A 12,295-nucleotide genomic window follows, 5' to 3' on the forward strand; every position below is an offset into this window, starting at 1 on the left:
AAAGGGCGCCCCGGTGGGGCGCCCTCGTGATCCTCAGCGATCCTCGACGTTGACGTAGTCGCGATAGGCCGCACCCGTATAGAGCTGGCGCGGGCGACCGATCTTCTGCTTCTCGTCGGCGATCATCTCCTTCCACTGCGAGATCCAGCCGACGGTGCGCGACAGCGCGAAGATCGGCGTGAACATCGAGGTGGGGAAGCCCATCGCGTCGAGGATGATGCCCGAGTAGAAGTCCACGTTCGGGTAGAGCTTCTTCTCGACGAAATAGGGATCCTCGAGCGCGATCTTCTCCAGCTCCTTGGCGACCTGTAGGGTGGGGTTGTTCTCGACCCCCAGAAGGCCCAGCACCTCGTCGGCGCTCTCCTTCATCACCTTCGCGCGCGGATCGAAGTTCTTGTAGACCCGGTGGCCGAAGCCCATCAGGCGGAACGGATCGCTCTTGTCCTTGGCGCGGGCGATGTATTCGGGGATGCGGTCGACGCTGCCGATCTCCCGCAGCATGTTGAGTGCAGCCTCGTTCGCGCCGCCATGCGCGGGACCCCAGAGGCAGGCGACGCCCGCCGCGATGCAGGCGAAGGGGTTCGCACCCGAGGAGCCGGCGAGCCGGACCGTGGAGGTCGAGGCGTTCTGCTCGTGATCCGCGTGCAGCGTGAAGATCCGGTCCATCGCGCGGGCGAGGATGGGATCGACCACGTATTCCTCGGCCGGAACGGCGAAGCACATGCGCAGGAAGTTCGACGCGTAGTCGAGATTGTTGTCGGGGTACACGAAGGGCTGGCCGACCGAGTACTTGTAGGCCCAGGCGGTGACCGTCGGCACCTTGGCGATCATGCGGATCGAGGCGACCTCGCGCTGCCAGGGGTCGGAGATGTCGGTGCTGTCCTGATAGAAGGCGGACATCGCGCCCATCACGCCGCAGACGATGGCCATCGGGTGCGCGTCGCGGCGGAAGCCGCGGTAGAAGTTCATCATCTGCTCGTGCAGCATCGTGTGGTTGGTCACGCGATGGGTGAAGTCCTCCAGCTGCTGCGCGGTCGGCAGCTCACCGTAGAGCAGGAGGTAGCAGACCTCGAGATAGTGCGACTTCGCCGCGAGCTGGTCGATCGGGTAGCCGCGGTGCAGGAGCTCACCCTTGTCGCCGTCGATGAAGGTGATCTCGCTCTCGCACGAGGCGGTGGAGGTGAAGCCCGGATCGAAGGTGAAGACGTCGGCCTGGGCATAGAGTTTGGAGATGTCGACCACGTCGGGACCGGCGGTCGGGGATTTCATGCCCAGATCGTAGGTCTTGCCGTCGATGGTCAGTTGCGCGTTGCGATTGTCGGTCATTCGAGCATCCCTGTGGTGGGGCAGGGCGTGCCTGCCTCCGCGTTGCATCGCGGGGATTTTTGCCCCCTTGACCGCGTATCTAGTACAGCGGCCCCTATTGGCCCGCGCCGCGTGTCGTGGCGGCGGGCTGCCCGCGCCGCGTCAGGCGGCGCCGAGCTGATCCTCGATCCGGGCGAGGCTTTCGTCGCGCCCCAGATGGAGCAGGACGTCGAAGACCGATGGCGACACGGAACGACCCGTCAGCGCGGAGCGCATGGGCTGCATTACCTTGCCAAGCTTGAGGTCCTCTTCCCCGGCGAAGGCCTTGATTTCGGCCTCCAGATCGTTGTGCGTCCAGTTAGCATTCCGCAACCGCACAGTCAACTTGGACAGCATACCGCGGGATACATCGTCGAGTTGGCCGGCCGCCTTCTCATCCATGTCGAGGGGGCGCTCGGTCAGGATATAGTGAGCCATTTCAATAATATCCGGGTAACGCTTCGCGCGCTCCTTGAGTGCGGGCATCGCGTCGAGCAGGGTGGCGCGGCGGCTCTCGTCGGGCGCGGTCATTTGCTGCAGTGCCATAAAATCGAGTACGGCATCGAGCAGCGCGGCATCGTCCGTGGCCCGGATATGCTGGCCCGAAAGGTTGTCGAGCTTCTTGAAGTCGAAGCGCGCCGCGCCCTTCGAGATCGCGTCCAGACCGAACCACTCGATCGCCTGCTCGGTGGTGAAGAATTCCTCGTCGCCGTGGCTCCAGCTCAGGCGGGCGAGGTAGTTGCGCATGGCCGCCGCCGGGAAGCCCATGTCGCGGTAATCCTCGACGCCGGGCGCGCCGTGGCGCTTGGAGAACTTCGCGCCGTCCTCGCCGTGGATCAGCGGGATATGGGCATAGGTCGGGCGCGGCCAGCCCATCGCGTCGAGGATCAGCACCTGGCGGGCGGCATTGGTCAGGTGGTCGTCGCCACGGATCACGTGGGTCACGCCCATGTCGTGATCGTCCACCACCACGGCGAGCATGTAGGTGGGCGTGCCGTCGGAGCGCAGCAGGATCAGGTCGTCGAGCGTCTCGTTCTGCCAGGCGACGCGGCCCTGCACCACGTCCTCCACCACCGTCTCGCCCTCGCGCGGGGCCTTCACGCGGATCGCGTAGGGCGCGTCGGGATGGATCGCGGGGTCGGCGTCGCGCCAGGGGGACCGGAAGACGGTCGAGCGCCCCTCGGCCTTCGCGGCCTCGCGGAAGGCGGCGATCTCCTCCTGCGTGGCGAAGCACTTGTAGGCGGCCCCCTTGTCGAGCAGATCGCGCGCGACCTCGGCATGGCGGTCGGCGCGGCTCGCCTGGCTGACCGCATCGCCGTCCCAGTCGAGACCGAGCCAGCGCATGCCCGCGAAGATCGCCTCGGTCGCCTCGGGGGTGGAGCGGGCGCGGTCGGTATCCTCGATGCGCAGCAGGAACTTGCCGCCATTGGCCCGCGCGAAAAGCCAGTTGAACAGCGCCGTGCGCGCGCCCCCGATATGCAGGAAGCCGGTGGGAGAGGGGGCGAAGCGGGTGACGACGGGGGTGGTCATGCGGTGTTAACCCTTCGGTAACCATGCGGGGATCAGGCTGGCCCCCGTGTCTACTGCAATCGCGATCCCGCCGACAAGGTCCAGCCCCCTTGCGGCGGCGGAGGATGTGCTGGAGCGTCAGCGGCGCCAGCTCGTGCTGTGGGTGCCGGTGCTCTTCGGGCTGGGGATCGCGCTCTATTTCGCCTTGCCGCGGGAGCCGACGGTAGCGGAGGTCGCGGGCGTGGCAACGTTGGCGGCGCTCATGCCCTTCGGGCGGCGCGGACTGATCTGGGGGGCGGTCGTCGCGGGGCTCACCGTGCCGGCGCTTGGCTTCTGCGTGGCGGCGCTGCGTACGCAGGCGGTCGCGCACCCGGTGCTGGAGCGGGATCATTTCGGGACGATCAGCGGACGGGTGGTGGAGCTGTCGCGCTCCTCCTCCGGCAATCCGCGGATGCTGCTGGACGAGGTGGTGCTGCATGGCGGACCGCCGGTCGCGCGGGTGCGCATCGCCCTGACCGGCGAGGAGGCCTTGCCGCGGGACGTCGCGGGGCGGCGGGTGGTGCTGACCGCGCGGATCGGGCCGCCCTCCGGGCCCGTCGCGCCGGGTGCCTTCGATTTTCGCAGGCTCGCATGGTTCCAGAGGCTGAGCGCGGTCGGGTATTCGGACATGCCGGTGCTGCTGCAGGGGGAGAGGCCGCCGCCCTCGCTGTTCCGGCTGCGGATGCGGCTGTCGGACGGGATACGGGCGCATCTGGACGAGCCGGTCGCGGGATTCGCCGCGGCGATCCTGACCGGCGACCGGTCCACCGTCGATCAGGGGGTGCTGGCCGATCTGCGCGCTTCGAACCTCGCGCACCTGTTGGCGATCAGCGGGTTGCATATGGGGCTGCTGACCGCCTTCGTCTTCATGCTGGTGCGGCGGGGGCTGGCGTTGCTGCCCGGCGTGGCGCTGCGCCATCCGGTGAAGAAATGGGGGGCGGGGGCGGCGCTGCTCGCAGGGTTCGCCTATCTCGCGCTGTCGGGGGCGTCGGTGCCGACGCAGCGCGCCTTCGTCATGGCGACAGTGGTGCTCGTCGCGGTGATGATCGACCGGCCGGCCTTCACGCTGCGCGGGGTGGCGCTGGCGGCGATGATCATCCTTCTGATCCGGCCGGAGAGCCTGTTGCAGGCGGGGTTCCAGCTGAGCTTCGCGGCGACCGCGGCGCTGGTCGCGGTGTTCGAGGCATTGCGGGGCGTGGCGTGGTGGCGCGACGAGCGGCGGGGCTGGGTGACGCGCTGGCGCGGGGTGCTGGCGCTCGCCGTCACCTCCGCCGTGGCGGGGGCTGCGACGGCGCCGTTCGGGGCGTTCCATTTCAACCAGGTGTCGCAGTTCGGGCTGCTCGCCAACCTATTGGCCGTACCGCTGATGGGGATGGTGATCATGCCCGCGGGCGTGGCGGCGGCGGTGCTGGCGCCGCTGGGGCTGGAGGGCGTCGCCTTCGCTGTGATGGGGCTGGGGATCGAGGTCGTGCTGGCGATCGCGGACTGGGTCGCGGGGCTCGACGGGTCGACGCGGGCGGTGAAGGCGGGGCCACCGGTCGCGCTGGTGCTGATTGCGGTGGCGGGCTGCTGGGCGGTTCTGTGGCGCGGGCCGGGGCGCGGGCTCGCCGTGCCGGTCTTCGCGGTTGCGCTGGTGCTGTGGGCGATGACGCCACGGCCCGATGTGCTCGCCTCGCCGAGCGGGCGGCTCATCGGCGCGATGACGCCCGAAGGACGGGCACTGAACCGCGCAACCGGGTCTAACTTCGCGGCGCTGAGCTGGCTGGAGGATGATGGCCGGGACACGGATCGCGAGGCCGCGGCGGCGCGGTGGCAGGCCGTGGACGAAGAGGGCTGGTCGGTGGTGAGGCTCGCGGATGGGTGGGAATTGCTGCTGGTGCGGGGGCGGACGCGGTGGCCGCAGGACCTGCCGCCCTGCGAGGGTCGTCGGATCTATCTCGCGGCGAATTGGAGCGGGGACGCCCCCGAGGGGTTCGCCGAGTGCGAGACCATGTGGACGAAGGACCGGCTGCGCGCGACCGGGGGCCTTGCGATCTGGCTGACGGGCAAGGGTATCCGGACGGAGACCGTCGCCGATGCGACGCCGCGCCGCCCGTGGACGCGCGGCCCTGCGCGCTAGCGCCCTGTCGCTGAAGCCGTGCTCAGTAGGTCCGGATCAGGCCGACCAGCTTGCCCTGCACCTTCACCTGGTCGGAATGGTAGACGCGGGTCTCGTAGGCCGGGTTCGCGGCCTCCAGCGCGATGGCGCTGCCCCGCTTGCGCAGGCGCTTCAGCGTCGCCTCCTGATCCTCGACCAGCGCCACGACGATGTCGCCGCTATCGGCGTCGTCCTGTTCCTGGATCACGACGATGTCGCCATCGTTGATGCCAGCGTCGCGCATCGAGTCGCCCTTGACCTCCAGTGCGTAGTGACGCCCGCCGCGGGCCATCATCGCGCCGGGGACGGCGACGGTGGCGGAGACCTGCTGGATCGCCTCGATCGGCACACCGGCGGCGATGCGACCCATGACGGGAAGGTCGAAGGCACCTGCGGACGGAGCCTCGACCTGCGGCTGCTGCGAGAGCCCGCCGTCGATCGCCACGGGGCGAAAGCCGGAGGGATCGTTGGTGTCGGGCATGCGCACGATCTCGATCGCGCGGGCGCGGTGGGCGAGGCGGCGGATGAAGCCCCGTTCCTCCAGTGCGGTGATGAGGCGGTGGATGCCGCTCTTGGAGCGCAGATCGAGCGCCTCCTTCATCTCGTCGAAGGAGGGGGACACGCCGTCCACCTGCACGCGGGAATGGATGAAGTTGAGAAGGTCGAGTTGCTTGCGCGTCAACATGCGGCCGGTCCCCTGTGGATACTTTCGCTAAGTTCTACAAAGGTTCCTGTTTTGTGTCAATGCGTTCTATCCAATTCGATGTAATCCACCTCTTCGCCCGCCTCTCGCGCCGGGTCGTGCGGCGGCCGCACGACGAGGCAGTCGGCGCGGTCGAGTACCGTGAGGAGGGCGCTGTCCTGCCGCGTGGCAACCTCGATGCCGTGCGGGGTGCGGGTCGCGCGCATGTAATGTTCCCGGCCCCCGTTCGGGCCTATGGCTGCCGCGAGCGCCGCGCGGTGACGCGGCAGGGGCGTGCCGGTGCCGCCGAGCATGTGCGCGATGGCGGGGCGCAGGAAGATATGCGCGCAAACCATTGCGGAGACGGGGTTTCCCGGAAGGCCGACGAGGACGGACTCGCCGAAGCGCCCGGCCATCAGCGGCTTTCCGGGGCGCATTGCAACCTTGTAGAAATCGAGGTCGAGGCCCGCCTCGCCACCCACTTTCGCGACCAGATCGTGGTCGCCGACCGACGCGCCGCCGAGCGTCACGATCAGGTCCGCGTCGCGGGCGAGGTCGAGCGTGGCGCGCAGGCTTTGGGCCGTATCGCGGGCGATGGGCAGGATGCGGGGCGTGGCGCCCGCCGCCTCCATGAGGGCCGCCACGCCGTAGATGTTGGAGCTGACGATCTGGTCGGGGCCGGGGGTGTCGCCGGGTACGACCAGCTCGTCCCCGGTGCTGATGAGGGCGACGGTCGGGCGGCGGGCGACCGGCACTTGGGCGACGTTCATCGCGGCCAGCAGGGCGAGGCGCTGCGGCGTGACGGGGCCGGGGGCGAGGCTGTCGCCTTCGCGGAAATCGGCTCCGGCGGGGCGGACGTAGCGGTTGGTGTCGAGATCGTCGTGCAATGTGATGCGGTCGCCGTCGCGGGTCACGTCCTCCTGAATCACGACGCGGTCTGCCCCTTCGGGCATCGGCGCGCCGGTGAAGATGCGGATGGACTCGCCGGGGTGAAGGACCATGTCGGCGCGGCGGCCGGCCTGCGCCTCGGCTGTCACGGTCAGCACGGCGCCGGGGGCGATATCGGCGTCGCGCACCGCGTAGCCGTCCATCGAGGAGGCGTCGAAGGGCGGCTGGGTCAGGCGGGCGGCCACCGGCTCGGCCATCCAGCGGCCGGAGGCTGCGCGCAGGGGCACCGTCTCGACCGGCATCCGGGGCAGGAGGGCGACGATCCGGGCCAGTGCCGCGTCGACGGAAATCATCGGAAGTCGATCGTCCCGGACTTGCCGCCTTCCTTGTAGACGAGGCGGATGGCGCCGATCTCCATGTCCTTCTGCACGGCCTTGAGCATGTCGTAGACGGTCAGTCCGGCGACGGAGACGGCGGTCAGCGCCTCCATCTCCACCCCGGTGCGGCCCGTGGTGCGCACGGTCGCCTCGATGGCGACCCCGGTTGCGTCGAGCGTGAGGTCGAGGGCGACCTTGGACAGCGGCAGGGGGTGGCAGAGGGGAATTAGATCCGCCGTGCGCTTGGCCGCCATGATGCCCGCGAGGCGCGCGACGGCGAGGACGTCGCCCTTCTTCGCATCGCCCGCCGCGACGAGGGCGCGGGTCGCGTCCGACATGGTGACGTGGCCGCGCGCGGTGGCGGTGCGGGTGGTGACGTCCTTGTCCGAGACGTCGACCATGTGGGCGTCGCCCTTGCCGTCGAAATGGGTGAGGCCGCTCATGCCTGGACCCGAGCGGGCACTGGGTCGGCGAGGAGAGCGCGGGTCGCAGCTTCGACATCCTCTTGGCGCATCAGGCTCTCGCCGATCAGGAAGGTGCGTGCGCCCCAGCCCGCGAGCGTGGCGAGGTCGTCGGGCGTGGACATGCCGCTTTCGGAGACGAGCAGGCGGTCGGCGGGGACGCGGGTGGCGAGGTCGCGCGTTGTCTCAAGGCTGGTCTCGAAGGTCTTGAGATTGCGGTTGTTTATACCCAGCAGAGGCGAGCGCAGGGACAGCGCGCGGTCGAGCTCGTCGCCGTCATGGACCTCGATGAGCACCGACATGTCCCAGGCGCGGGCGGCGTCTTCCAGCTCGGCCGCCTGCGCGTCGGAGACGCTTGCCATGATGACGAGGATGCAGTCGGCCCCGAGGCTGCGGGCCTCGGCCACCTGCCAGGGGTCGTACAGGAAATCCTTGCGCAGGACCGGCAGGTCGACGGCGGCGCGGGCGGCGACGAGGTAATCCTCGTGGCCCTGGAAGCTGGGCGCATCCGTCAGGACGCTGAGGCAGGCCGCCCCGCCGGACTCGTAAGCGGCGGCATGGGCAGCGGGGTCGAAATCGGCGCGGATCAGGCCCTTCGACGGACTCGCCTTCTTCACCTCGGCGATCAGGGCGTACTGGCCCGCGGCGAGCTTGGCGCGCAGCGCGCCCTCGAAATCGCGAACGGGCGCGGCGTCGCGGGCGGCGGCCTCGATCTCGCTCGATGGGCGGGCGGATTTGCGCGCCGCGATCTCTTCGAGCTTGTAGGCCTTTATGCGGTCGAGAACATTGGTCATGGCGTCTTCTTACGGCTGCTCGGGGGTGTTGGGAAGCCCGCACCAGTCGATGGGGCGCTCGCCGCGCGCGATCAGCCAGTCATCGACCTGACCGAAAGGGCGCGAGCCGAAGAAACCGCGCCGGGCGGAGAGGGGCGAGGGGTGCGCGCTCTCGATAATCAGGTGCGCGCCGGGGCGGATGTGACGGGCGAGCGCCTGTGCGTGACGGCCCCAGAGGAGGAAGGCCGTGGGACGGCTGGAAATTTCGGCGAGCACCTGTTCGGCGAGGTGCTGCCAGCCGAGCTTCGCATGGGCGCCGGGCGCGCCCTCCACGACGCTGAGCGCGGTGTTGAGCAGCAGGACGCCCTGCCGCGCCCAGTGCGTGAGGTCGCCGGTCGCGGGCGCGCAGCCGCGATCGCTGCGCAGTTCCGCGTATATATTGGCGAGAGAGCGGGGCAGCGGCACGTCGGGCGCCACGGAGAAGGCGAGCCCGTTGGCATGGCCGCGCGTCGGGTAGGGATCCTGACCGAGGATGCAGACGCGCACCTCGTCCGGGGCGACGAGGTCGAGTGCCGCGAATCGCTTCGCGGCGGGAGGCAGGATGTCGGATCCCTCGCAGTGCGGGGCAAGCTCCGGCCAGGTTTCGGCGAAGAAGGGCAGATGCGCCCAAGCTGCGGGGATGGGGGACATGGAGCCTCCTGCGGTTCGCCGCGTGACTAGCCGCTCGCGACCGATTCCGACAGCCCGGTATCCTGCCGCGCCAGCCAGTCGGCGAAGACCCGCGCCCGGTCGGAGGCATGGCGGTGCAGGCGCAACTGGAACGCGGCGGGGGCGAGCAGCGCCTCGGCGCCGAGCGCCTGCAGGCTGCCGCGCGACAGGAGCGGGGCGATCAGATGCTCCCACCCTAAGACCGCGCCGACATGGTCCTGCGCCAGTTGCAGCGCGATCATGTAGTTGTTGACGACCAGCCGCTGGCCGCGCGGGGCGGGCAGGCCGAGGGCGAACAGCCATTCCTCCCAGCTGGTCCAATGCGTCAGGTCGGCGGCGATGTGGATCAGGGGCGCGTCGAGCAGGTCGCGCGGTCCCGCGATGCCGTGCCGTGCGACGTAGTCGGGCGTGGCCACCGCGATGATGCGGTCGCGGAACAGCAGCGTACGGGCGGTGTCGTCCGGGTCGGTTTCGCCGTACTCGATGACGAGATCGGCGCGCGGGTCGGCGTCGGGGTGGTCCGTCACGATCTGAGACACGGTGGTCGTGGGATGCGCGGTCCAGAACGAGGCGATGCGCGGCGTCAGCCAGAAGGCGCTGACGGCGGTGGAGACCTGCACCACCACGTCCTGCGTGGCGAGACGCTGGCGGATGTCGCCGACGGCGTCGGAGATGGTCGTCAGCCCGCGTTGCAGCGCGACCATCAGGAAGGCGCCGGTCTCGGTCAACTCGACCCCGCGGTGGCGGCGGCGGAAGAGCGGGACGCCCAGCTCCGCCTCCAGCGCCTTGATCTGATGGCTGATCGCGGCGGGGGTGACGTTGAGCTCCCGCGCGGCGGATTTGAATTCGAGGTGCCGCGCGGCGGTCTCGAAACAGAGGAGCGCGGTGATACGGGGCAGGTCGTAGGGGCGGGCCATGTCGCAATCGCTCCATGCGGTGTCGCGGGCGCGACAGGTGAATTCAGGTAAATCAAGTTGAGAATTTGTGCCGTTGTCAATGCGGTCATTCATGGTCGAGCGTGCGCCACAGGTTATCCGCAATAAGGTGGACGCGCGATCATGACGGACCTGTCAGACCTTCTTTCCAGCTATGCCAGCGGGCATTCGCTGTCCCGGCCATTCTACACCGATCCGGCGCTCTACGAGATCGATCTAGAGACGATCCACTACCGTGAGTGGCTGTTCGCGCTGCCCGCCTGCCAGTTGGAGAAGACCGGCGAGTACGAGCGGCTGCGCATTGGGGCCTATGACGTGATCGTGGTGCGCGACGGGGCGGGGACGCTGCGCGCCTTCCACAACACCTGCCGCCATCGTGGCTCGATCCTGTGCGCGGCGCGGACCGGGAAGGTGGCCAAGCTGGTCTGCCCCTATCACCAGTGGACCTACGACCTCGACGGCAAGCTTCTGTGGGCGCGCGACATGGGGACGGAGTTCGATCCCGCGCAGCACGGGCTGAAACCGGTGCATCTGCGCGAGCTGAGCGGGCTGGTCTATATCTGCCTCGCCGAGACGCCGCCCGCTTTCGAGGTGTTCGCGAGCGTCGGGGCCCCCTATCTGGAGGTGCACGACCTGCACCGGGCCAAGGTCGCGCATCGCAGCAGCATCGTGGAGCAGGCCAACTGGAAGCTGGTCTGGGAGAACAACCGCGAATGCTACCATTGCGGCGGCGCGCACCCGGCGTTGTGCCAGTCCTTCCCGCTCGACCCCGAGATCGCGGGCGTGGCGGCGGATGGCTCGATCTCGCCGCGGCTGCAGGCGCATTACGACCGCTGCGAGGCGGCGGGCGCGCCCGCGCAGTTCCGGCTGGGCGGGCCGGACGGTCAGTTCCGCTTTGCCCGCCAGCCCTTGCAGGAGGGCGCGGTCAGCTACACGATGGACGGGCAGGCGGCGGTGGGGCGCAATCTGGGGCGCGTGGCGCTGCCGGATGCGGGATCGCTGCTGAAGTTCCACTATCCGTCGACGTGGAATCACTTCCTGCCCGACATCTCGCTGACGTTCCGCATCACGCCGATCGGCCCGCGGGAGACGGAGGTGACGACCTGGTGGCTGGTGGACCGCGATGCGCGCGAGGGCGTCGACTACGATCTCGACCGGCTGACCGAGGTGTGGCTGCACACCAATGACGAGGACCGGCAGATCGTCGAGGCCAACCAGCAGGGCATCGATTCGCCCGCCTACGTGCCGGGGCCCTACAGCCCGGTTCAGGAAAGCGGCGTGATCCAGTTCGTCGACTGGTATGTCGGGACGCTGCGCCGGTCGCTCGCCCCCGCGACGATGGCTGCGGAGTGAGCGGATGAACGCGATCGACCGCACGCGCCTCGCCTACTGGACCGATGCCGAACCGCTGGAATGCGTCTCGCGCCTGCCCGAGGCGCCGGGCGTCGTGACCTTCACCTTCCAGGCGCCGAGCGGGGCGTTGTTCGATCACGATGCGGGCCAGTTCGTGACGCTGGAGCTGCCGGTGCCGGGCGGGCCGCTGCACCGGACCTACACGATCTCCTCCTCGCCCTCGCGTCCGACCTCGCTGACGATCACGGTGAAGGTGCAGGACGGCTCGATCGGGACGCGGTGGATGCAGGACAAGCTGCGACCCGGAATGCGGTTGAAGGCGATCGGGCCGGGTGGCGCCTTCACCATGCGGGCGCATCCGTCGCCGAAATACCTGCTGATCTCTGCCGGATCGGGCATCACGCCGATGATGTCGATGATCACCGAGCTCTACGATAACGGGCGCGATCCGGACGTGGTGCTGATCAACTGCGCGCGGCGGCCGTCGGACATCATCTTTCGCGAGCGGCTGGAGCACATGGCCTCGCGCATCACGGGGATCGAGCTGGCCTGGGTGGTCAAGCAGACCGATCCCTATCAGCCTTGGACCGGCTATCGCGGGGCGTTCAACCAGCTGATCCTGGGCCTTGCCGCCCCCGACTACCTGGAGCGGGAGGTGTTCTGCTGCGGCCCCGACGGGTTCATGCGCACGGTGCAGGAGGCGCTGGCGGGCGTCGGCTTCGACATGGACCGCTACCATCAGGAGAGCTTCCACGCGCCCTTGCCCGAAACCGGCGACGTGCCGGAAGTGGCGGGCCCGGAGGAGGACATGACCGCCGAGGTCAGCTTCGCCGCCACCGGCAAGACGGTGCGCATCGCGCAGACGGAAACCCTGCTGACCGCCGCGCGGCGGGCGGGCACGCCGCTGCCCTCGGGCTGTACCTTCGGCGTCTGCGGCACCTGCAAGGTGCGCAAGACCGCGGGCGAGGTGCACATGGTGCACAATGGCGGCATCACCGAGGACGATATCGAGGCGGGCTACGTGTTGGCCTGCTGTTCCCACCCGATCGGCGACGTGACGCTCGACGTCTGAGACCCGCGCGAGGAAGG

The 12,295-nt window shown here is 69.1% G+C and carries 11 protein-coding genes; 3 read left to right on the top strand and 8 right to left on the bottom strand.

Annotated features, from left to right (window positions below):
- Positions 1–33 precede the first annotated feature (33 nt).
- Together gltA and gltX are read right to left on the bottom strand one after the other, a co-directional pair.
- The gene (gene gltA / locus RX333_RS00960; RefSeq protein ID WP_316013031.1) at positions 34–1,326 is read right to left on the bottom strand and encodes a citrate synthase; all 1,293 of its coding nucleotides are present in this window, start codon (positions 1,324–1,326) and stop codon (positions 34–36) included.
- A gap of 141 nt (positions 1,327–1,467) precedes the next feature.
- Complete coding sequence (gene gltX, locus RX333_RS00965) at positions 1,468–2,874, bottom strand: glutamate--tRNA ligase (protein ID WP_316013032.1); 1,407 nt, start codon at positions 2,872–2,874, stop codon at positions 1,468–1,470.
- 46 nt (positions 2,875–2,920) lie between these two features.
- On the opposite strand from gltX, the gene RX333_RS00970 reads away from it, so the two are divergent.
- Entirely contained in the window at positions 2,921–5,011 is a 2,091-nt protein-coding gene (locus tag RX333_RS00970) for a ComEC/Rec2 family competence protein (RefSeq protein WP_316013033.1), read from the top strand.
- A gap of 22 nt (positions 5,012–5,033) precedes the next feature.
- On the opposite strand, the gene lexA is transcribed toward RX333_RS00970, so the two are convergent.
- Genes lexA through RX333_RS01000 form a run of 6 tightly spaced genes read right to left on the bottom strand, consistent with a single transcriptional unit; the run spans position 5,034 to position 9,835 of the window.
- On the bottom strand, positions 5,034–5,714 hold the full coding sequence (gene lexA / locus RX333_RS00975) for a transcriptional repressor LexA (protein WP_316013034.1): 681 nt from the start codon (positions 5,712–5,714) through the stop codon (positions 5,034–5,036).
- 56 nt (positions 5,715–5,770) lie between these two features.
- Entirely contained in the window at positions 5,771–6,952 is a 1,182-nt protein-coding gene (gene glp / locus RX333_RS00980; RefSeq protein ID WP_316013035.1) for a gephyrin-like molybdotransferase Glp, read from the bottom strand.
- Positions 6,949–7,419: a cyclic pyranopterin monophosphate synthase MoaC gene (gene moaC, locus RX333_RS00985; RefSeq protein ID WP_316013036.1), complete on the bottom strand. Its 471-nt coding sequence runs from the start codon at positions 7,417–7,419 to the stop codon at positions 6,949–6,951. The genes glp and moaC overlap by 4 nt, the downstream gene beginning before the upstream one ends.
- Positions 7,416–8,231, bottom strand: coding sequence for an indole-3-glycerol phosphate synthase TrpC (trpC, locus tag RX333_RS00990; RefSeq protein ID WP_316013037.1), 816 nt, complete (start codon positions 8,229–8,231; stop codon positions 7,416–7,418). The genes moaC and trpC overlap by 4 nt, the downstream gene beginning before the upstream one ends.
- Before the next feature lie 9 nt (positions 8,232–8,240).
- The gene (locus tag RX333_RS00995) at positions 8,241–8,900 is read right to left on the bottom strand and encodes a uracil-DNA glycosylase (RefSeq protein ID WP_316013038.1); all 660 of its coding nucleotides are present in this window, start codon (positions 8,898–8,900) and stop codon (positions 8,241–8,243) included.
- A 26-nt stretch (positions 8,901–8,926) separates the two neighbouring features.
- Positions 8,927–9,835, bottom strand: coding sequence for a LysR family transcriptional regulator (locus tag RX333_RS01000; RefSeq protein WP_316013039.1), 909 nt, complete (start codon positions 9,833–9,835; stop codon positions 8,927–8,929).
- Positions 9,836–9,976: 141 nt separating this feature from the next.
- Between RX333_RS01000 and RX333_RS01005 the strand changes: the two genes are divergently transcribed.
- The gene (locus RX333_RS01005; protein WP_316013040.1) at positions 9,977–11,206 is read left to right on the top strand and encodes an aromatic ring-hydroxylating dioxygenase subunit alpha; all 1,230 of its coding nucleotides are present in this window, start codon (positions 9,977–9,979) and stop codon (positions 11,204–11,206) included.
- Between the two features lie 4 nt (positions 11,207–11,210).
- Entirely contained in the window at positions 11,211–12,278 is a 1,068-nt protein-coding gene (locus tag RX333_RS01010) for a hybrid-cluster NAD(P)-dependent oxidoreductase (RefSeq protein WP_316013041.1), read from the top strand.
- Positions 12,279–12,295: the final 17 nt, after the last annotated feature.

It is taken from the genome of Roseobacter sp. HKCCA0434, from assembly GCF_032464675.1.
Taxonomy (GTDB): domain Bacteria; phylum Pseudomonadota; class Alphaproteobacteria; order Rhodobacterales; family Rhodobacteraceae; genus Pontivivens.

Bases quoted from the DNA above. Each gene is read 5' to 3' on its own strand.
- RX333_RS01005 (WP_316013040.1), top strand. From the start codon at position 9,977: ATGACGGACCTGTCAGACCTTCTTTCCAGCTATGCCAGCGGGCATTCG.
- gltA (WP_316013031.1), bottom strand. From the start codon at position 1,326: ATGACCGACAATCGCAACGCGCAACTGACCATCGACGGCAAGACCTAC.
- lexA (WP_316013034.1), bottom strand. From the start codon at position 5,714: ATGTTGACGCGCAAGCAACTCGACCTTCTCAACTTCATCCATTCCCGC.
- trpC (WP_316013037.1), bottom strand. From the start codon at position 8,231: ATGACCAATGTTCTCGACCGCATAAAGGCCTACAAGCTCGAAGAGATC.
- moaC (WP_316013036.1), bottom strand. From the start codon at position 7,419: ATGAGCGGCCTCACCCATTTCGACGGCAAGGGCGACGCCCACATGGTC.
- RX333_RS00995 (WP_316013038.1), bottom strand. From the start codon at position 8,900: ATGTCCCCCATCCCCGCAGCTTGGGCGCATCTGCCCTTCTTCGCCGAA.
- gltX (WP_316013032.1), bottom strand. From the start codon at position 2,874: ATGACCACCCCCGTCGTCACCCGCTTCGCCCCCTCTCCCACCGGCTTC.
- RX333_RS01010 (WP_316013041.1), top strand. From the start codon at position 11,211: ATGAACGCGATCGACCGCACGCGCCTCGCCTACTGGACCGATGCCGAA.
- glp (WP_316013035.1), bottom strand. From the start codon at position 6,952: ATGATTTCCGTCGACGCGGCACTGGCCCGGATCGTCGCCCTCCTGCCC.
- RX333_RS01000 (WP_316013039.1), bottom strand. From the start codon at position 9,835: ATGGCCCGCCCCTACGACCTGCCCCGTATCACCGCGCTCCTCTGTTTC.